Origin of the sequence: Hymenobacter algoricola, assembly GCF_039539525.1 — a bacterium.
Classification (GTDB): domain Bacteria; phylum Bacteroidota; class Bacteroidia; order Cytophagales; family Hymenobacteraceae; genus Hymenobacter; species Hymenobacter algoricola.
In genome coordinates this window covers 63,745-83,623 of sequence record NZ_BAABDH010000021.1, presented here as the reverse complement: position 1 = coordinate 83,623, position 19,879 = coordinate 63,745, and the positions used below count along the sequence as shown (strand labels likewise).

The following is a 19,879-nucleotide window of genomic DNA, read 5'->3' as shown; positions in this document are numbered from 1 at the left end:
CGGGCGCTTCCCTCACGTTGGCTTGCCGTCCGCTTCGAGCCGCGAGTGAATGGCGCGGATTTCCTCGCTGTCGATGGGCTTGTGGATCAGGCCCGCCACCAGGTCGTACTCCCGGGATTTCTCCAGGTCCGCCAGGGCCAGCGAGGAGGTGAGGATATAGATGTGGCAGCGCCCGAGCAGCTCGTCCTTATAGGGCGCCAGCGCATCGAGAAACTGCCAGCCATTCATGACCGGCATGTTCAGGTCCAGAAACACCACCTGGGGCGCGTCCTGGGCTTTGTCTCTGACCAAGGTGTCCAGCGCCTGCCGGGCCGACTGAAACGTGCTGATGGAGTTGGAAAACCCCTCGGCCCGCAACAGCTGCTCGGTCAGGTAGATGCCGAGGTCGTCGTCGTCAATGAGGTAGGTTTTCATCCGCATAGGCCCTAAAGTAGAGAGTAAATTCGGTTCCCTGGCCCACCTGGCTGCGTACGGCAATCTGGCCGCCCATCGATTCGACGTGGGCCTTTACCAGAAACAGCCCGATGCCGCGCCCCGTCTTGTCGGCGTGGAAGCGCCGGTAGAGCTGAAATACCTCGTCGCCGGCCGGCTGCTGGTCGAAGCCCGCGCCGTTGTCGCGCACTACCAGGGTGATGGGCTGCCGGGGCGCGGCGGTGGCCGAGATGGTAATGCGCAGCGGGCGGGCGTCGTCGCGGTACTTGATGGCGTTGGAAACCAGGTTGTGAAAGATGCTGTGGAAGTAGGCGCGGCTGCCCAGCACCCGCAGCGACTTCGGAATCTGGCAGACCAGCTCCCCGCCGCACTCCTGCAGCAGCTCCTGCATGTTCAGCAGCACCTGGTCGCAGACCTCGGCCACGGCTACCGGCTCGGGGCGGTAGCGGCCCTGCTGGTCGCGGATGGAGAGAATAGCGTTGACGTCGGTCAGCACGCCATCCAGCCGCTGCAGGCTGGTGCGCAGGTTGCGCAGTGAGTCGTCGAATACGGCCGTCGTTTTGTCTACCCGCGAAAGCAGGTCCACGTAGCCCAGCGCGTTGGCCAGCGGCGCCCGCAGGTTGTGCGAGACAATGTAGGTGAACTGCTGCAGGTCGGCGTTCTGCTCGCCCAGCTTTGCCGTCATCAGGCGCTGCCGCTCTTCGGCCTGCTTGCGCTCCGTAATGTCCTGCATGGCCCCGATCATGCGCACGGGCCGACCCTGCGCATCGCGCAGAATGTAGCCGCGGTCAAATACCACGGCCCAGGAGCCATCGGCGCGGCGAAACCGGTATTCCTGCTGCCAGAACGAGCCCCGGGTTTCGTAGGCCGTGTGCCGCAGCCCATCCACCACGCGGTGGTGCTCGTCGGGTTCCACGTGGTCGGACCAATGGCTGAACGGCGTCGGGTTCTGCGTGAGCTGGTGGCCGAACAGGTCCTCGTAGCCTTCACCCCAGTACAGCGTATCGGCGGCGATGTTCCAGTCGTAGAGGGCGTCGCTGGTGGCTTTGAGCACGTACTGAAACCGCTCGTTGCTCACCCGCAGGTCTTCTTCCACGGTCTTCTGCGGCGTCAGATCGTGCACGATGCCCACCAGCTGGCAGCAGCCCCCGGCTGCGTCGAGGACGGGCGTCACGCTCACTTCGGCGGTTTTGCGGCCGCTGGGATAGTCGGATACTTCCTGCCATACCACCGGCTGCCGGGTGCGTAGCGCCTGCTGGTAGTGCGCCAGCACCAGACTCAGCGAGGGCTCGGGAATAATCTTGGCTACCAGAGCGCCCACCACCCGAGCGGCGGGTACGCCGGTGGTTCTTTCAAACGCCTTGTTGACGAATACAAACCGGAACTGCCCGTCTTCCTCCCGGCGCAGCACAAACGTTATGTCGGCAATATTGTCGAAGATGACCGACAGCTGCCGCTCGCGCTCCAGCAGCGCGGTGGTAGCTCCCGACACCGCTGCTATGGGCTTCACCAGGCCGTATACGCCGGCCTGCTGTCCTGCCGGGCCGGGCAGGGGCAGCAGCGTCACCCAGACCGCCTCCGGCTTTCCGGCCACCACTACCTGGGTTTCGTACTCCACTACTTCGCCCGCGGCGGCGCGGGCCAGCTGCTGCCGGGTGTGCTCGGCCGCGGCGGGCAGCAGCTCCCGCAGGCGGGGGCCGGTCAGCGTGGCGGCGGTTTCGCCCAGCCAGGCCGCCAGGCCGGCCGTCACGCGCAGCAGCGCGCCGTGCTCGTCGACCACAAAGGCAATGGCGCGGCTTTGCTCAAACTGCGTGCTGCCCAAAGGCGCATCCGGATGTATCATGGCCGTGGGGATAAAGTCGTTTTCTGGAGCGGCCGGCGCTATCAGAGAGCCGCGGGCCGGTTGGCCAAGCTAAAGAAAGCAAATTGGCGCGAACAGCCCCAGAAGCAGAGTCTTCAACCAGCCGACGCTCATTCCGCCAGGGGCCCGGCGTAGGGCGGTATTGCGGTCAGCCGCTCGTTGGTGCGCAGCGCAAAGTCAACCCGCCAGCAGTAGTGCTGCAGGCCGTTGGTGAGCAGCAGCAGCGGCGCGCCGATGGTCTGGTTGTAGGTAGCAGCCTGGTGGGCGGTGGCCGCCGTGATGGGCACCGAAGGAGCCTTGCACTCCACGAGCAGCAGGGGCCGGCCGGCGGCATCGAAGGCGCAGAGGTCGGTGCGCTTCTGGCGCTGGTTGTAGGCGTGGCCGCGCTCCAGGCTCAGCAGCCCCTTCGGATAACCCAGGTGGCCGATCAGATAGTGAACTACGTGCTGGCGCACCCACTCCTCGGGGGTCAGCACAATATATTTACGGCGCAGAATATCCCAGATCTGCGGATTTGGGGCCGATTGTGTAAGTTTGTGGGCGAAAGGCGGCAGGTTCAACTCTTGCATCACCTCCAAAGGTACGGCCCGGAGCCACAGCTACCGCTTTTCTCCGGCACCGTCGTACCCTTTCCGTTCGACGGTTTTTTTGTATCCCACAGTTTCCCCCAGCCCCCTTACCCTCTCTCACTTACGCCCAAAACGCATTATGAAAACCAAAGCCGACATCGTCGAGAACTGGCTGCCCCGCTACACCGGCGTGCCCCTCAAGGAGTTTGGGCAGTACATCCTGCTCACCAACTTCATCAACTACGTAACCATGTTTGCCGAGCAGTTTGGGGTGGAAATCCGCGGCATCGACAAGCCCATGCAGACGGCCACGGCCAACAACATCACCATCATCAACTTCGGCATGGGCTCCCCCATGGCGGCCACGGTGATGGATTTGCTCAGCGCCGTGAAGCCCAAGGCGGCTCTGTTTCTGGGCAAGTGCGGCGGCCTGAAAAACAAAACCAAGCTCGGCGACCTGATCCTGCCCATTGCCGCCATCCGCGGCGAGGGTACGTCCGACGACTACCTGCCGGCCGAGATTCCGGCCCTGCCCTCGTTTCGCCTGCAGCGGGCCGTGAGCAGCATGATCAAGAAGCACGAGAAGGACTACTGGACCGGCACGGTGTACACCACCAACCGCCGCGTGTGGGAGCACGACGAGAACTTCAAGGACTACCTGCGCCAGATCCGGGCCATGGCCGTGGACATGGAAACGGCCACCATCTTCACCGTCGGCTTCGTGAACGAGATTCCCCACGGCGCGCTGCTGCTGGTGAGCGACAACCCGATGACGCCCGAAGGCGTGAAAACCTCCGAGAGCGACAAGAAGGTGACCACCGACTTCGTCACCTCCCACCTGCAGATCGGCATCGACTCGCTGATTGAGCTGCAGACGTCGGGCGAATCGGTGAAGCACATGCGCTTCGAATAAGCCGGTGCGGCTTCGCAGATTTTTCTAGCTTGCAGCGCCGCGCCGCCGCAACCAATCCCCGGGGCTGCTGCAGCTGCCGGGGATTGTTTTTTTCTACCCTACCCGCCTTTTCCTTACCCCCTCTGCCCCGTTCTCCCCTCCCTTCCTGGTATGAGCTCTTTTTCCTCCTCTTACCTTAGCATTGACTACCGGCCGGAGGAGCGCGTGCTGGCCGGCCACTGGCAGCGGGGCGTGATGCCCTTCGAGCTGCACCGCGGCTACGCCGCCCTGCTCGACGAGGCCGTAGCCCGGCGCTGCCGCTTCTGGCTGATCGACCTCAGCGGCCGGGTTGGCGGCGTGGGGGCGGCCGACGTGCAGTGGATGATGGACGAGTTTTTTCCGCAGCTGCCCGGCCGCCTGCGCCTGCCCGTATACCTGGCCTACCTGATGGCCCCGCACCAGCTGGCCGGGGTGCTGGCCAACCCCGGCATCCCGGACCTCACCTACTTCGACGGCCGGCCCTACTGCCTGGAGCGCTTCACCACGGAGGCAGAAGCGCTGGAGTGGCTGGCGCAGTGCCGGCGGCAGGATGCCCGCCGCCGCCGGAAGGCAGCGTAGGCGCGGGCGCAAACCGCCGCGGCGCGTACCTTCGCCGCATGACTTCACTTCTGCGCTCCGCTCTGCTGCTCTCGTTGCCGCTGCTCGGCTTCTTCGGCTGCCAGTCCTCCTCCCGCCAGCCCGCCGACCTGCTCGTGTACAACGCCACCGTGTATACCGTGGACTCTACCTTCTCTACCGCCCAGGCCTTTGCCGTGCAGGACGGTAAATTCGTGGGGGTGGGCACGGCTGAGGAACTACGCGGGAAGTTTCAGGCCAAAGCGGAACTGGACGCGCAGGGCCAGTTTGTGTACCCCGGCTTCTACGACGCCCACTGCCACTTCTACCGCTACGCCCTGGGCCTGCGCGACGCGGACCTGGTGGGCACGGACTCCTGGGCGGCGGTGGTGCAGCGCCTGCAGCAGCAGCGGCAGCAGTATCCGCAGGCGGCCTGGCTGACGGGCCGCGGCTGGGACCAGAACGACTGGGCCAGCAAGCAGTTTCCCACCAAAGACACGCTCGACAGGCTCTTCCCCAATACGCCGGTCTTCCTGGTGCGGGTAGACGGGCACGCGGCGCTGGTCAACCAGAAAGCCCTGGACCTGGCCGGCATCACGGCCCGTACGCCCATCAGCGGGGGCACCATCACCAAGGATGCCCAGGGCCGCCCCACGGGCCTGCTGGTCGATAATGCCGTGGACCTGGTTTCGGGGAAAATCCCGGAGCCGACGACGGCCGAGGCCGGGGCCCTGCTGCTCGAAGCCCAGCAGCGCTGCCTGGCCGTGGGCCTGACCAGCATGGCCGACGCCGGCCTCGATAAGGCCAACATCGACCAGCTGGCGGCCTTGCAGCAGCAGGGCAAGCTGAAAGTGCGCCTCTACGCCATGCTCAACCCCACCAAGGCCAACAAGGACTTCTTCTTCCAGAGCGGCCCGGTCTTTACCGACCGGCTTACCGTCAACTCCTTCAAAGTATATGCCGACGGGGCGCTGGGCTCCCGCGGGGCCTGCCTGGTAGAGCCGTATGCCGATAAGCCCAGGGAAACCGGCTTTCTGCTGTCCACCGAAAAGGAATACCGCGCTCTGGCCCGCGAAATTGCGGCCAGCAAGTTTCAGATGAACACCCATGCCATCGGCGACTCGGCCAACCGCATCATCCTGAACATCTACGGGGAGGCGCTGAAGGGGCAGAAGGACCGGCGCTGGCGCATCGAGCACGCCCAGGTTGTCACGCCCGCCGACATGGCCAAGTTCGGGCAGTTCGGCATCGTGCCCTCGGTGCAGCCCACCCACGCCACCTCCGACATGTACTGGGCCGGGGAGCGGCTGGGCGCGGCCCGGCTCAAAACGGCCTATGCCTACGAGCAGCTGCGCCAGCAGTACGGGCAGGTGGCCATCGGCTCCGACTTCCCGGTGGAAGACATCAACCCGCTGTTCGGCTTTCACTCGGCCGTGGCCCGGCAGGATGCCAAGAATTACCCCAGCGGCGGCTTCCAGCCCGAAAACGCCCTGAGCCGCCCCGACGCCCTGCGCGGCATGACCGTGTGGGCCGCCCACGCCGGCTTCGAAGACAAGCAGAAAGGCAGCATCCGCCCCGGCCTGGCCGCCGACTTCGTGGTGCTGGACACCGACCTGCTCAAGGCTGCCGCCCCCCGGCTGCGCGGCGCGAAAGTGCGGCAGACCTGGATTGCCGGGGAGAAGGTGTTCAGCGGTAAATAGACTTCCCATGTCATTGCGAGCGTAGCGTGGTAATCCTTCCTGTGCGCAGGTAGTCCCGCCCTTTTCTCCCAAAGCCCTATTGTTTGAACTGACGTCAGGGCCTATCGGTGTAACGCGAAGTTCCACTTCGCGAGGCGTCCGCGCCGTTTCAACGCTTGTCGGGCAACGCCTTGCAAAGTGGAACTTCGCGTTACAACACAAAGCCCTTTCCCGTACCAACGGGAAAAGGCTTTGTGGGAAAAAAACGGGCTATACTGCACACAGGACGGATTGCCCCGCTTCGCTCGCAATGCCAGGAACTGTACTTTACCGCCCCGGCGCCTCGTCGGCGGAGCTGCCGTAGATGGCGGGCACGGGAATGTCGAGCAGGCGCAGGTAGACGCTCATCTGGCCGCGGTGGTGGATGAGGTGGTTGAGCACCAGCACCCGGGCCACGGCGGCGCGGGGCATGGTCATGAATACCTGCTCGCCGCGGCGCATGGTCCAGAGCTGGTGGAACGTGGCGTCGTCGACATCGGCCAGGGCTTTGTGGATGTTCTCGGCGTTGACGTCGAAGCGGCGCAGCACTTCGTCGGTATCGGCCGGCGAGGGCAGCGGCGTGACGGTGGCCATGTCGGTTTCCGGCGCCTGCAATGACATTTGCAGGAAGCCGACCAGGTTGGCCATGTGCGAGGCCAGCGTGCCGAGCTTCATGGATTTGGGGTGGGGCTGCCAGGCAAACTGCTCCGTGGGCACCCGCTCCAGCAGGCGGCGGGTCAGCTTCAGCTCGCCCTTCAGCTCTTCACTGAGGGCCGTTTGCAGGGCAGGTTGGGCGGGAGTCATGAGCGCAAGGAGACAGAATTAGCGAAGTTGAATACTTATAAAAGCCGGCCTCCGGCGAAAGGTTTCACCGGAGGCCGCAAATTTCGCCCACCCAGGCCCCGCCCGCCGGCCGGGCCTGGGCCTGGGGCCCGCCGCAGCGGTACGGGCTAGCGGTTGGCACTCGCCGCCCCGGCCGCGGCGGCCTCCTGGGGCTCGTCGCGGAGCTTGCGGCCCCGCAGGCGGAGCAGGAAAATCAGCCCGAGCACGAAGAACACGATGAGCGACAGAATGCTGTTGCGCATGGAGCCCGTGACCTGGGCAATGACGCCGAACACGGCCGTGCCGATGACGATGCTGAGCTTCTCGGTCACGTCGAAAAAGCTGAAGAAGGCGGCGGTGTTGGGCGTGTTCTCGGGAATGATCTTGGAGTAGGTGCTGCGCGAGAGGCTCTGCACGGCGCCCATGGTCAGGCCGATGACGGCGGCCAGGGCGTAGAAGCTCCAGCCGGCCTGCACGAAGTAGCCGCCGATGCAGATCAGCATCCAGATAAATACGGCCCAGCTCAGGGCCCGGGTGTTGCCGATGCGCTCCGAGAGCTTCGAGAACAGGTAGGCGCCCAGAATGCCCACCAGCTGAAGCAGCAGGATGGTCATGATCAGGGCTGAGCTTTCGAGCTTGAGCTCCTCGTCGCCGAAGATGGTGGCCACGTACATCACCGTCTGCACGCCCATGTTGTAGGTGAAGTAGGCCAGCAGAAAGCGCTTCAGGTTGGGCAGCTGCTTGAGCTGGTCCCAGACCTTGCCCAGCTCCCGGAAGCCGTTGAGCAGCCAGCCCGAATCATCAGCCGAGGCGGCGCCGGGGGCGCGGCCGGGGTCGGCGGGCAAAGCGAAAAAGGCAATCTGGGCGAAGCCGGCCCACCAGATACCCGTGAGCAGGAACGCCAGGCGGGTGGCAAAGCCTTCTTCCAGCCCGATGGCCGCGTGCCCCATGATCAGGCCCAGGCAGATGAGCAGCAGCAGCACCGAGCCGATGTAGCCCATCGAAAAGCCCCGGGCCGAGAGCGAATCGTACTTTTCCTCGCTCGAAATCAGGGGCAGGTAGGAGTTGTAGAACACGATGGACCCCGAAAAGCCGATGGTGGCCAGCACGAACACGAAGGTACTGAGCGTGAGCGTGTCGGGGGTGAAGAAGAACAGGGCCGCGCAGGAAAAGGCCCCCAGGTAGCAGAAGATCTGCATGAAGAGCTTCTTGCGGCCCGAGAAGTCGGCCAGCGAGGTCAGAAACGGGCTGATGATGGCAATGAACAGGAAGGCCGCCGAAATGGCGTAGGTGAGCAGCGAGGAGCCCGGCACCTGGAAGCCCAGGAACTCGATCGGGCTTTTGCCGCTGTCGGTGCGGGTAATCTGCTTGACCATCGCGCCCCAGTAAATGGGGAAGATGGAGCTGGTAATCACCAGCGGGTACACCGAGTTGGCCCAGTCGTAGAAGGTCCAGCCGCGGGTGATGCGCTTGTCGTCCTTGGGAATGTTCCCGAAGGAAGTATCGGCGGCGGCGGGAATGGCGGTAGCGGGGGTGGTCATGCGGGCGTAGGTTGGCAGTGTGGTGACGGGCAAGATAACGGGAATTCAGCGTTGCCGTTGCCGGGGTCGAAGAGTTAGAAGCGGGTAGTGGCGAGAAGTTGGCCCTCCCCTCGGCAAGCCAAAAGTATATTTCCATTACCTTGAAGCGCTATTTATTCCCCATAGCTGGCCCAGGCAATGAAGATTGAATCCATTCGGTTGCAGAATTTCAAAACATTCCGCGACGTTCACCTGCGCGATATTCCCCCATTCCTAGTCATCGTAGGAGCTAACGGTACGGGGAAGTCGACGCTGTTTGATGTATTCGGCTTCTTGCACGACTGTTTGAAAAGCAACGTGCGGCAGGCTCTCGACAAGCGTGGGCGCTTTAAGGAAGTAATGAGCCGTGACAGCAATGGCAAGAGCATTCTGATAGAGATTCAATACCGGATGCTTATCACTGGAGCCGAGCGACTGGTGACTTACACACTGGAAATAGCAGAGAAGAAGGGGGTACCCTATGTAAAAAGAGAAATCCTGCGGTATAAGCGTGGTCGGCACGGCAAGCCCTATCACTTCCTGGATTTCAAAAGCGGGGTAGGCTACGCCATTACCAATGAGGAGGACTTCAACAAGCCGGACGAAGAGCTAGACCGGGAAACCCAGACGCTGAACTCCCCCGATGTTTTAGCGGTGAAGGGCTTAGGTCAGTTCGAACGCTTTAAGGCGGCCAATGCCTTTCGGCAGCTTATCGAATCATGGCACGTTTCCGACTTTCATATCAGTGCGGCACGAGGACGGAAAGAAGCAGCTGGCAATTCCGAACATCTTTCCGAAACCGGGGATAATCTGCCCCTGGTAGCACAGTATCTGTTCGAACAACACCGGTCGGTATTCGACCGCATCCTAACGACAATGGCCCGGCGGGTGCCCGGCATCCAGACCGTAGAACCGCGGCTGATGGACGATGGCTACCTGACGTTACGCTTTCAGGATGGCTCGTTTAAGACTCCTTTCCTGGATAGATACGTGTCCGATGGCACTATCAAGATGTTTGCTTATCTGGTGTTGCTTTATGACCCTCAGCCCCACCCACTGCTCTGCGTCGAAGAGCCCGAAAACCAGCTCTACCCCCGGCTGATGACCGAGTTGGCAGAAGAGTTTCGGGCTTACGCTGACCGGGGCGGACAGGTGTTGGTTTCTACGCACTCGCCCGATTTTCTGAACGCAGTCGGCCTGAATGAAGTGTGCTGGCTTGTGAAGGAAGCCGGCGGCACGCAGGTACGCCGGGCAAAAGACGATGCGCAGTTAGCCGCTTATATGGCCGAGGGCGACCAAATGGGCTACCTCTGGAAACAAGGCTTTTTCGATGGTGCTGACCCGCGATGAGACGAGAACTAGTATTCTTACTGGAAGAACCTTCCGCCCAAGCGTTGCTCGAAACACTGCTGCCACGCCTGCTCGACTCCTCCATCAAGCCCCGGCTTATTCCATTCGAGGGCAAGCAAGACCTAGAAAAGCGCATGGTAGCTAAATTACGAGGCTATGTAAACCCGGAAGCCCGGTTTATTATCATGCGCGACCAAGACAGCGCCCCCGATTGCCGGGTAGTGAAAGCCCGTCTGACGACCAAGTGCGCAGAAGCTGGTCGGGCCTCCGTGTCGTTGGTGCGTATTGCATGCCGGGCCCTAGAAACCTTTTACCTAGCTGATTTGGCTGCCGTAGAAAGAGCGCTGGGCCTACGGGGCCTCCACAGCCAGCAGGCAAATGCCAAGTTTCGCGCCCCCGACTACCTAGAATCGCCCGACCATGAGCTAAGCAAAATAACAAATCAGGCCTACCAGAAGGTGCGGGACTCCCGGCTGTTAGGCACTTGTCTTGCCATAGCCAACACCCGTTCGGAAAGCTTCAGGAACCTGGTAGGTGCCATCCGGCGCTTGGAAGCAGAGCTATTAGCGCTACCCTCCGGTACCTGATCCGCATGGGCCCTAAAAATAACGGGCCTGCCGGAATAGGCAGGCCCGCTGGCCAGGTTTCCGTGACATAGGTATGTCACCGGGATGACATACCTATGTCACGGGCATGACATCAGTATGTCACCTCAGTACCTACTCTTTCTTGCGCGAGGATGCCTTTACCTGCGTGTTAGACAGTACCGTGCTCACCCGGCGCAGCTGGGCACCCTGCATAGCCTGGGCGAAGAGCTTGCCGGGGCGAAACACCACCTTCACGTTGTCGATCAGGCCGGCGCTGAACTCTTTCTCGGTGGCGGCGCCCTCGCTTTGCAGGCTCACGGAGAAGGAGCCGAAGTCGCCGAAGCGCACGATACGGCCGGCGGCCAGCTCCCGGGGTACGGTCTGAAAGAAGGCTTCGAGCACGGCCATCACGTCGACGGTACTGACGGTGCTCATCTCGTTGATGCGGCCGGCCATGTCGCGCACACTGGTGTCACCCTGGGACCGGGCCACGGCATAAAACTTTTTGGGTGCGGTAGGCTGACCGGGGTTGCCGCGCTCGGCCAGAGAATATTCGATGGGCATAACAGAAGGGGTTAAGAGTGAGGCTTTAAGATAGGCTTATTTAGTAATACTGCATAGATACTTTGCAAAAAGTCTACTTCGCCCGCCGCTCCGGCTTCGCTGCACCTCGGCTCGACCAGTCAGCAGCAGCTGCCGCAAAGCCGCCCGCACCCGGGCCTACCCCCGCGCGGGCCGGGGGCCATCCTCTTCGGCCAGCAGGGCCGCGTACTGTTCCTCCGTGTCCACATCCATGGCTCCTGCGGGAAACGGCACCGGGGCCACCAGCTGCGGGTGCTGCTTCAGCAGCTGCCCGGCCCCGGCGGCGGCGGGCAGCGCACGCAGCAGCGCCAGGGCCGCTGCCGCGAAAAACACCGGTACGCCCCGGACTCCCGCGTATTCGCAGGCCGCGATGGGCCGGCCGGTGGCGGCGTGGGCGGCGCGCAGCTGCCACAGCAGCGCGGGCGTCACGTGGGGCTGGTCGCAGAGCAGCACGGTGAGGGCCGGCAGCGGCCCGGCGGCTTCCAGCGCGGCCAGCCCGGCGTGCAGGGAGGCGCCCATGCCCAGCGCCCAGGCCGGGCACCGCACCACCGTGAGCGGCAGCCCGGCCAGCTCCGGCAGCAGGGCCTCGTGCAGGGCCCCGGTCACGACCACCACCGGGCCGCCTTCCGCCGCGGCCACGGCCGTTTCGGCGGCCCGGCGCAGCAGCGTCTGGCCCTGGTAGGGCAACAGCTGCTTGGGCCGCCCCAGGCGGGAGGACGAGCCGGCGGCGAGCAGCAGCAGGGCGTGGGGCATGGCGGCGGGGCAGCGTTACAGACTACACCCGGCATCGACCCGGCCTTCGGGCACCAGGGGCGCGTCGGCGTGCAGGGGCGGGTGAATCGGGTGGGGCGAGTCGCGCAGGAAGCCGGCGGGGCGGCCGGTGAGCACCGCCTGAATCTCGGCCACGATGGACAGGGCAATTTCCTCCGGCGTCTCGGCGCCCAGGTTCAGGCCGATGGGGCTGTGGAGGCGGCCCCGCAGCTGCGTGGCGGCGTCGGGTACCTGCTGGCTCAGGTCTTCCAGCAGCCGGTCGTACTTCTTGCGCGGCCCCAGCACGCCGATGTAGCGGCTGCTGGCGGCGGGCAGCAGGTGGCGGAGCACGGCCAGATCGTAGTAGTAGTTGTGGGTCATGAGCAGGGCGAAGCTGCTGCCGTCGTAGGGCTCTTCGGCCACCTGGGCCAGGGGCAGCACCCGCACCAGGTCGGCGTCGGGGAAGCGGGCGGGCCGGGCCTGGGCCGGGCGGCCGTCTACCACCTGCACCCGCCAGCCCAGACCGGCGGCCAGCCGCACCAGAGGCTGCACGTCGTTGCCGGCCCCGTACACCGTCAGGCGCACCGGGGGCCGCAGAATTTCCAGGCTCACGCGGGTGGCTCCCGCCGCGGCCGGGTAGTGGCGGGTGGCGGGCTGCCCGGCCGCCAGCGCGGCGCGGGCATCGGCCAGCAGCGGCGCGTACACTTCGGCCCCGGCGGGCAGCGTGCCTTGCGTACTGCCGTCGGCCAGCAGCAGCAGGCGCTGCCCCACCGCTACCCCGGCCCCGGCCCCGGCGGTGCCGAACACCGTGGCTACCACGGCCGGCGCCTCCATGCCCTGCGCCCAGCGGCGCAGCAGCTCCACGGGGTTATCCGGGTCGTGAAAGTCGAGGGGCTCCAGCAAGATCTGCACGATGCCCTGGCAGCCCAGCGCGGCCCCAAACTGCAGGTCGTCGTCGGGGTCGGTCGAGTCGTAGGTGACTACCGTGGGGCGGCCCTGCCGGATCACGCGGCGGGCCCGCTGCCGGGCGTCGCCTTCGAGGCAGCCCCCGCTGATGGCCCCGGTCAGCTGGCCTTCGTCGGTGACCAGCATCCGGGCGCCGGGGCGGCGGTAGGCCGAGCCGGCCACGTCCACCACCGAGGCCAGGGCGCAGGCCCGGCCGGCGGCGCGGTGCTCGTCGTAGGCAGTCAGCAGGCGTTGGAGTTCAGTCATGATAACGAGCAGTACGGATGTGGAAACGGCAGTGTTGGCCTGTACAGAGACAAGAGCACGCCATGCAGAGCAGAGCAGAGCGAAGCATCTCGCGTGCCGACGTTGGGATAGTAACTCAACATCAGCACGCGAGATGCTTCGCTTCGCTCAGCATGACGTGCTCTTGCGCAGCAGAATACAGGACTACACCTGCGTCACCTTGGTTTCCAGAATCTTATCCGGGGTGATGGGCAGGGAGCGGACCCGCTTGCCCGTGGCGTGGAACACGGCATTGGCCACGGCGGCCGACACGCCGACCATCGAAATCTCGCCGATGCCCTTCACGCCCATGGCGTTGATGTAGGGGTCGTGCTCGTCAACAAACTCCACGGTCATGTCGGGAATGTCGGCATTGACGGGAATGTGGTAGTCGGCCAGGCTGGCATTGGTGTAGCGGGCGTAGTGCTGGTCGCGCACGGTGCCTTCCATCAGCGCCGCCCCGATGCCGAAGATGCTGCCGCCAATGATCTGGGAGCGGGCCGTCTTGGCGTTCAGAATCCGGCCGGCCCCGTGCACGCTCACCCAGCGCGTGACGCGCACGGTGCCCAGGTCGGGGTCTACTTTCACCTCGCAGAAGTGGGCGCCGAAGGAGTGCATGGAGTGGTCGCCGGCTTCGTCCTTTTTGGTGGGGCCGGCGTTGGCGGCGCCTTGCGCGTCTTCGTAGCCGCTGCCGTAGCGGCCCTGGCCGTTGCCTTCGATGTCGGCCATTTCGGCGCGCTTCATGATGACGGCAAAGCCCTCCCCTTTCTGCGGGTTGGCCTTGAGCTGCAGGCGGCCCTGCTTCACCTCCACGTCGGCCGGCTTGGCGCGGTACAGCGGCGACTTCTTATCGAGCACCGCCACCTTAATCAGCTTCTGCCACACGTCCTGCGCGGCCATGTACACCGACGACGACACCGTGCCGGCCGCCACCGAGCCGCCCGAGTTGGGGGCCGTAGGCAGCTTGGTGTCGCCCAGCTCGAAGCGCACCTTGTCCACGGGCAGAAACAGCGCGTCGGCCGCTACCTGCGTCATCACGGTGTAGGTGCCGGTGCCCAGGTCGGTAGCGCCCGACTGCACCACGGCGTGGCCGTCGGCGTAGAGGCGGGCGCGGGCCGTGCCCTGGGAATTGTGCACGGGGTAGCTGGCCGTAGCCATGCCCCAGCCCACCAGCAGGCGGCCGTCGCGGGTGGCGCCGGCCTTGGGGTTGCGCTTGCTCCAGCCAAACAGCTCGGCACCGCGGGCGTAGCACTGCCGCAGGCTCTTGCTGCTCCACGGCTGCCCGGTGCCGGGGTCCTTCTCGGCGTAGTTGCGCAGCCGGATTTCCAGCGGATCAAGGCCCAGCTGATACGCCAGATCATCCATGGAGCACTCAATGGCAAACGAGCCCGGCGCCTCGCCGGGGGCCCGGGTAAAGGTGGACGTCATCACGTTGGCCCGCGCCAGCTGATACGACGACTCAAAGTTGTCGCACGCATACAGCAGGTTGATGATTTTGCTGTTGGGCTCGGCGTAGTTGTCCCAGGGCGAAGTAGTGGAGGTTTTCTCGTGAATGAGGGCCGTAAGCTTGCCGTCCTTGGTCGCCCCGATTTTCAGGGTCTGCTCCTGGTCTTCGCGGTGGCCCATGCCCGTAAACATCTGGGGGCGGGTGAGCGAGAGTTTCACCGGCCGCCCCACGGCCTTGGCGGCCAGCACCGTCAGGATGGTGTGGGGCCAGCTGGACCCCTTGCATCCGAAGCCGCCACCCAGGTATTTGGTCACCACGCGCACCTGCTCGGCCGAGAGGCCCAGCATAGTGCTTACCGCTTTTTGGGTGCGCGTCACACCCTGGGTAGCATCGTAGATGGTGAGGCGGTCGGGGGCTTCCCAGTGGGCCGTGGTGGCCCCGGGCTCCATGGGGTTGTGGTGGTTGGTGGCATGGGTGTACCTGTGCGTGAGCTGCACCGGGGCCGCCGCAAAGGCTTGCTGCGGGTTGCCGCGCACCGTGTGGGCCGGCGTCTTGCCGTCCTGTACTTTGGTGGGGTCAAACAGCTTCGCCTGCGGGTCCTCGTAGGAGGCTATCGGCTTTTCGGCGGCCACCTGCACCTTCAGCAGCGCGGCGGCGTACTGGGCCCGCTCCAGCGTATCGGCCACCACCACGGCTACGGGCTGGCCGGCGTAGTGAATCTGGTCGGAGGTCAGCGGCAGAAAGCCCATGGGCGCCCCGATGGCCTTTTTGCCCTCAGCATCGTTGGGCGTCTTGGCCAGCTTGGGCAGGTTCTGGTGGGTGAGAATGGCCAGTACCCCCGGCTGCTTCAGGGCGGCGCTGGTGTCGAAGCCGGTGATGCGACCCTTGGCCACGTCACTGGTTTTGAGCACGGCGTGCACCAGGCCCGGCAGGCTGTTGAACTCGGCCGAGTACTTAGCCTGGCCCATTACTTTGGCGCGGCCGTCCACGCGGTCCAGGGGCTGCCCGACTACGCCGCTGCCGGGGTTGGTTTCAAAGAATCTTGGTTCGGTATCCATGGGGGAGTTGATTCTTGACTACTGATAGAACAGCGTCCTGCCGGGCAGCGCCGGAGCACGTCCGGCACTTCGGCACCGGCTGCCTTCGACGACGCGCGCGGTGCTTCGGTAAGCGCCGAAAAGCTGAAGCAGGACGTTCTTTTATTCTTTTACCCGGCTACTTTCATGAGTGCCTGCACCAGCGTATTCTGGGCCAGCTCTACCTTGAAAGCGTTTTCCTTGCGGGGCTGGGCGCCGCGCAGCGCCGCTGCCGCCGCTGCGCGGAAGGTGGCTTCGGTAGCCGGGGCGCCGGTCAGCACTTTCTCGGCTTCGGGACTGCGCCAGGGCTTGGTACCCACCCCGCCCAGCGCCACGCGGGCCGAGCGGATGGTTCCCCCCTGCACATCGAGGCCTACCGCGGCCGAGGTCAGAGCATACGCGTAGCTGGCCCGCTCCCGCACCTTCAGGTAGGTGGAGCGGCGGGTGTGGGTGGCGGTCGGAATGGTGACGGCCACAATCAGCTCGCCGGGCTCCAGCACGGTTTCCCGCTGGGGCGTTTTGCCGGGCAGCAGGTAAAACTCCGTCACGGGCACGGTGCGCTGCTTGCCCTTCTGGTTTTCCAGGGTCAGCACCGCATCGAAGGCGGCCAGGGCCACCGACAGGTCGCCGGGGTAGGCCGTGGCAATGCAGGCGTCGGAGGTGCCCAGAATGGCCAGGTTGTGGTTGTCGCCGTCCAGGGCCGGGCAGCCCGAGCCGGGCACGCGCTTGTTGCAGGGAAAGGCCGCGTCGCGGAAGTAGCCGCAGCGGGTGCGCTGCAGGATGTTGCCCCCGATGCTGGCCATATTGCGCAGCTGGGGCGAGGCCGCCAGCAGCAGCGACTCCGACACGGCCGGGTAGTGCTGGAGCACCAGCGCGTTTTCGCCCACGTCGCTCATGCGCTCCATAGCCCCGATGCGCAGTCCGTCCTTGGTTTGCTCGATGCCTTTGAAGGGCAGCATATTGATGTCGACCAGCTGGGAGTGCTCCTCCAGGTGGGCTTTCATCAGATCGAGCAGCGTGGTGCCGCCGGCAATGTAGGCCGCGTCCGGCTTGTCTTTGCGGAGGCTGGTGGCTTCCTTGGCCGTACTGGCCTGGGTGTAGCTGAAGTTGTTCATAGTCTAGGCTCCTCCTTTTTGCTGCACCTCACGCACGGCGGCCACGATATTGGGATAGGCGCCGCAGCGGCACAGGTTGCCGCTCATCCACTCGCGGGTCTGGTCGTCGGAAGTGGCGTGGCCCTCGCGCACGCAGGCCACGCCCGACATGATCTGGCCCGGCGTGCAGTAGCCGCACTGGAAGCCGTCGTGCTTGAGGAAGGCGGTCTGCATCGGGTGCAGCTCCTCGCCTTTCGCCAGGCCTTCGATGGTCGTAATTTCCTTGCCCTGGTTCATGACGGCCAGCGTCATGCAGGAGTTGATGCGGCGGCCATCTACGTGCACCGTGCAGGCGCCACACTGCCCATGGTCGCAGCCCTTCTTGGTGCCGGTCAGGTCCATGTACTCGCGCAGGGCGTCGAGCAGGCTCACCCGGGGCTCGGCCTGAATGCTGCGCACCGTGCCGTTCACTTTCAGCTGCATGGTCGAGACGCCTTCCACGGTTTTGGAGAAGGCCGTCAGCCGCTCAGCCTGACTGATCAGCGGCGGCGCCAGGGCCAGCCCCAGGATGCCGCCGGCCTGTTTCATAAAGGTGCGGCGCGAACCATCGTTCGGAGGGCCGCCGGGCGGGGCCGCCGCCGGATCGGACGTAAAATCGTGGGGCATAGCAGAAAGCGTTTAGCGGTGAGATGTCGGGGCGGGCAGCGGGGTAGTCCCGGGAGCGAAGGGCCGCCGGGAGCCGGGTATTCTTAAGCCAACCGTAGGAAATACTCATTGTTCACCAAAAAGTTGAGCTTACCCGGGCGTAATTCCTATACCTCAGAGCAGCTACATAGCTGGCTGTCAGCAATTTTTGTCCCTCCCGGGCTGGATTCGGGCCTTCCTAAATTCGCGGCAACGCCGGCCCGGAGCGGCTACCGGTCCATTTGGCAGCCGCGTAGCCGCCACACAAAAAAGCCCCGACGAAACCGCCGGGGCATTTCTATATATGCAGTGGAATTAGCTTTTAACCTTCAGCTTGTCCTTACGCTGGCCCAAGCCTTCCTTGTGCTTGCTCATCCGCTCGGCCCGCTGCTGGGCGTATTTATTGTACTGGTCGGCGTTCAGAATCTGCTTCAGCTGGGCGTCGTACCGCTCCCGGCTGGCTTTCTTGTCGGCGTGGCGGCCGGCTTTGTTGTTTTCGGCGGCGTACTTGGCACCGCGGGCCTGCATTTCCTGGGCCTGGGCCAGGTAGAGCTGCCGCACTCTGGCGGTCTGGTCGGTCGTCAGCTGCAGGGATTTGGTCAGGCGCCGGGCCATGTGGTCGGCGCGCTGCTCAGGGGTTTTCGGGGTTTTGCCGACCTGCTCTTTTTTATCCTTGGACTTCACTTTCGTCGTCACGGTCTGGGCCGAAACGGCAGCGGCGGAAAAGGAGAAAGCGGCGAGCAGAATGAGGATCTTTTTCATGGCAACAACGGGTAAGGGACGTAGGTGAAATGTTAATTTATCGGGGAGAAGCTGATACCAGCCTCAGCGCTTCTGATACCCCAATAGACAACTGACGTGCCATTTTTTGGCATTCCCGACGGCTGCGGGCTAAATTTAAAATATACTTTTCGCCGTTAAACCTTGCGCCGACCCGCTCTTCTAAGCGCGCCGCCACCGGGGCAATACGGCTTAGAACGCACTCCTGCTACCCAACCGGCGGCACAATCCCCCGGCTGGTCGGGACAATCGTCGCGCCGGCCGATTATCCGGTTTCGGTGCCGTGGCTCGGGGTAGCTTTGAGTAGCCCCCGCCGCCGAAACGCGGGGCAGGTTTCGCCTCCTCCTTATTGTATTCTTACCATGCAGCAGCATTCCGAAAATGACACCGACCTGGAGTCGAGAGCCATTATCTCGGCCGACCAGTACGCCCAGTACCAGCGTCAGCGCGTGGCGCACAGGCGTAACCAACGCTCCGGCTGCCGCCCGAAAGCTTAATTTACCTACCCCATAGAAAAGCCCCGGACGCTTTGTCCGGGGCTTTTCTATGGCCTAAGTGAAAAACAGGACCGGTCGAATCCCGCGGCCATCCGCAGCCTCTCCCATCCGCAGCTTCTGCCTTACACCAGCTCGGCCATTTTCTGCTTGCGGTACGCCGACGGGCTATGCCCCGTAATCTTGCGGAAGGTCTTGTTGAAGTGCGACAGGTTATTGAACCCGCTGGCGTAGCTGACTTCGGTGATGGTGGCATCGGTCAGCAATAGTAGGCAGGCCTGGTTGACGCGGTATTCCTGCACGAAGTCGGTCAGCGTCTGGCCGGTCATTTTCTTGAAGTAGCTGCAGAAGGCCGGCACCGACAGGTTGGCCAGGTCGGCCAGCTCCCGCACCTCAATGTCGTGGTTGTAGTGCAGCTGCACGTACTGGTAGATCTGGTTGAAGCGCTCCTTCTCCTTACCGTACCTGCCCAGGCCGCTGCTGCCCGCGTGCAGCACCGTCACGTCGGGGGCCTGCGCCAGCTGCTGCAGCACCTGCAGCAGCGTGAGCAGGCGCTGAAACGAGGGCTGGGTGGTCATCTCGCGCAGGGCCGCTCCTACCGCCGCCCGGGTCTCGGCCCCAAACGACAGTCCCTGGTGGGAGCGGGCAAACAGCTGCTGTACCGGCATCAGCTCGGGCAGCTGCCAGAAGGCCTCCCCCATCATGTCGGCCCGCAGCTGCAGCACAATCTGCTCGTAGGGGTCCTGGCGGCCGTAGCTGAAGCTCAGGTGCGGCAGGTTGGGGCCAATGAACACCAGCTCGCCTTCCTCGAAGCGGGAAATGTGCTTGCCGATGTGCCGGCGGCCTCCCCCCGACGGGATGAACACCAGCTCGTATTCCGGATGATGATGCCAAACCATGCCGCTCTCTTTCACGCTGGTGTGGTGGAGCAGGGTAAAAGAGCTGCCCGTGGAAGCCTGAATATTCTCGAACTGAAGTTTCATCAGAAATAATGCTTTAATTGCGTTCTGCAAACGTTTGCGGGACAATTCAGCTAAATATAGCATGTGAATTTGCAAATACAGGCGTAGTTGTTTCTAACTTCAGCCGCTACCTTTGTATTGTAGCAACTGGGTAATGAGTCGCCTTACCGAGTTGCTGCCCTGGTTGAGCTTCCGACAGCATACGGCGGGCTTTTTCACCAAGACTTTTCCGACTGCCGGGGTCTGGCCCCTGCTGACGAACATACATATATCGTTCGGCCCCATTTCAGTGTGGGCAGCCGACAAGGACTGACCGCCCGGGCTTTGCCCCCGCGGCCAGGATCGGACCGGAGTTGGGTGGGAATTTTTCTCCGG

At 63.9% G+C, this 19,879-nt stretch carries 19 protein-coding genes; 6 read left to right on the top strand and 13 right to left on the bottom strand.

Annotation, left to right across the window (positions count from 1 at the left end; genetic code table 11):
* Nucleotides 1-12: 12 nt before the first annotated feature.
* From ABD842_RS06990 to ABD842_RS06980, 3 genes are all read right to left on the bottom strand, one after another.
* Nucleotides 13-414 (bottom strand): response regulator, encoded by a 402-nt coding sequence (locus ABD842_RS06990; RefSeq protein WP_345111949.1) that lies wholly within the window; start codon nucleotides 412-414, stop codon nucleotides 13-15.
* Complete coding sequence (locus ABD842_RS06985) at nucleotides 395-2,275, bottom strand: PAS domain-containing protein (protein ID WP_345111946.1); 1,881 nt, start codon at nucleotides 2,273-2,275, stop codon at nucleotides 395-397. The genes ABD842_RS06990 and ABD842_RS06985 overlap by 20 nt, the downstream gene beginning before the upstream one ends.
* 128 nt (nucleotides 2,276-2,403) lie before the next feature.
* Nucleotides 2,404-2,862 (bottom strand): type I restriction enzyme HsdR N-terminal domain-containing protein, encoded by a 459-nt coding sequence (locus ABD842_RS06980; RefSeq protein WP_345111944.1) that lies wholly within the window; start codon nucleotides 2,860-2,862, stop codon nucleotides 2,404-2,406.
* A 139-nt stretch (nucleotides 2,863-3,001) separates the two neighbouring features.
* Here ABD842_RS06980 and ABD842_RS06975 point away from each other — a divergent pair, with 139 nt between their 5' ends.
* The 3 genes from ABD842_RS06975 (at nucleotide 3,002) to ABD842_RS06965 (ending at nucleotide 6,069) form a co-directional block, all read left to right on the top strand.
* Entirely contained in the window at nucleotides 3,002-3,775 is a 774-nt protein-coding gene (locus ABD842_RS06975; RefSeq protein ID WP_345111941.1) for an AMP nucleosidase, read from the top strand.
* A 150-nt stretch (nucleotides 3,776-3,925) separates the two neighbouring features.
* Nucleotides 3,926-4,372: a hypothetical protein gene (locus ABD842_RS06970; RefSeq protein ID WP_345111940.1), complete on the top strand. Its 447-nt coding sequence runs from the start codon at nucleotides 3,926-3,928 to the stop codon at nucleotides 4,370-4,372.
* Nucleotides 4,373-4,410: 38 nt separating this feature from the next.
* Nucleotides 4,411-6,069 carry an amidohydrolase gene (locus ABD842_RS06965; protein WP_345111937.1) on the top strand — a complete coding sequence of 553 codons (1,659 nt, stop codon included), beginning with the start codon at nucleotides 4,411-4,413 and terminating at the stop codon, nucleotides 6,067-6,069.
* 306 nt (nucleotides 6,070-6,375) lie between these two features.
* Here ABD842_RS06965 and ABD842_RS06960 read toward each other — a convergent pair whose 3' ends face one another.
* Entirely contained in the window at nucleotides 6,376-6,891 is a 516-nt protein-coding gene (locus ABD842_RS06960; protein ID WP_345111934.1) for a DinB family protein, read from the bottom strand.
* Nucleotides 6,892-7,037: 146 nt separating this feature from the next.
* Entirely contained in the window at nucleotides 7,038-8,483 is a 1,446-nt protein-coding gene (locus ABD842_RS06955; protein WP_345111932.1) for an MFS transporter, read from the bottom strand.
* A 144-nt stretch (nucleotides 8,484-8,627) separates the two neighbouring features.
* Here ABD842_RS06955 and ABD842_RS06950 point away from each other — a divergent pair, with 144 nt between their 5' ends.
* Entirely contained in the window at nucleotides 8,628-9,818 is a 1,191-nt protein-coding gene (locus ABD842_RS06950) for an AAA family ATPase (RefSeq protein WP_345111929.1), read from the top strand.
* Nucleotides 9,815-10,405 (top strand): DUF4276 family protein, encoded by a 591-nt coding sequence (locus tag ABD842_RS06945; RefSeq protein ID WP_345111927.1) that lies wholly within the window; start codon nucleotides 9,815-9,817, stop codon nucleotides 10,403-10,405. The genes ABD842_RS06950 and ABD842_RS06945 overlap by 4 nt, the downstream gene beginning before the upstream one ends.
* Before the next feature lie 132 nt (nucleotides 10,406-10,537).
* On the opposite strand, the gene ABD842_RS06940 is transcribed toward ABD842_RS06945, so the two are convergent.
* The 7 genes from ABD842_RS06940 to ABD842_RS06910 all read right to left on the bottom strand — a co-directional run bounded on the left by ABD842_RS06940 (nucleotide 10,538) and on the right by ABD842_RS06910 (nucleotide 18,030).
* A complete protein-coding gene (locus tag ABD842_RS06940) occupies nucleotides 10,538-10,969 on the bottom strand; it encodes an HU family DNA-binding protein (protein WP_345111924.1) in 432 nt (143 codons plus the stop codon).
* A gap of 156 nt (nucleotides 10,970-11,125) precedes the next feature.
* Nucleotides 11,126-11,740 (bottom strand): nucleotidyltransferase family protein, encoded by a 615-nt coding sequence (locus ABD842_RS06935; protein ID WP_345111921.1) that lies wholly within the window; start codon nucleotides 11,738-11,740, stop codon nucleotides 11,126-11,128.
* Nucleotides 11,741-11,755: 15 nt separating this feature from the next.
* Nucleotides 11,756-12,949 (bottom strand): XdhC family protein, encoded by a 1,194-nt coding sequence (locus tag ABD842_RS06930; protein ID WP_345111918.1) that lies wholly within the window; start codon nucleotides 12,947-12,949, stop codon nucleotides 11,756-11,758.
* A 183-nt stretch (nucleotides 12,950-13,132) separates the two neighbouring features.
* A complete protein-coding gene (locus tag ABD842_RS06925; protein ID WP_345111915.1) occupies nucleotides 13,133-15,472 on the bottom strand; it encodes a xanthine dehydrogenase family protein molybdopterin-binding subunit in 2,340 nt (779 codons plus the stop codon).
* 149 nt (nucleotides 15,473-15,621) lie between these two features.
* Nucleotides 15,622-16,605 carry an FAD binding domain-containing protein gene (locus tag ABD842_RS06920; RefSeq protein WP_345111913.1) on the bottom strand — a complete coding sequence of 328 codons (984 nt, stop codon included), beginning with the start codon at nucleotides 16,603-16,605 and terminating at the stop codon, nucleotides 15,622-15,624.
* Between the two features lie 3 nt (nucleotides 16,606-16,608).
* Entirely contained in the window at nucleotides 16,609-17,250 is a 642-nt protein-coding gene (locus ABD842_RS06915; RefSeq protein ID WP_345111911.1) for a (2Fe-2S)-binding protein, read from the bottom strand.
* Nucleotides 17,251-17,583: 333 nt separating this feature from the next.
* Nucleotides 17,584-18,030 (bottom strand): hypothetical protein, encoded by a 447-nt coding sequence (locus tag ABD842_RS06910; RefSeq protein ID WP_345111909.1) that lies wholly within the window; start codon nucleotides 18,028-18,030, stop codon nucleotides 17,584-17,586.
* A 380-nt stretch (nucleotides 18,031-18,410) separates the two neighbouring features.
* Here ABD842_RS06910 and ABD842_RS06905 point away from each other — a divergent pair, with 380 nt between their 5' ends.
* Nucleotides 18,411-18,545, top strand: coding sequence for a hypothetical protein (locus ABD842_RS06905; protein ID WP_345111906.1), 135 nt, complete (start codon nucleotides 18,411-18,413; stop codon nucleotides 18,543-18,545).
* Nucleotides 18,546-18,667: 122 nt separating this feature from the next.
* Here the strand turns inward: ABD842_RS06905 and ABD842_RS06900 are convergent, their stop codons facing one another.
* A complete protein-coding gene (locus tag ABD842_RS06900; protein ID WP_345111905.1) occupies nucleotides 18,668-19,525 on the bottom strand; it encodes an AraC family transcriptional regulator in 858 nt (285 codons plus the stop codon).
* Between the last annotated feature and the right edge of the window lie 354 nt (nucleotides 19,526-19,879).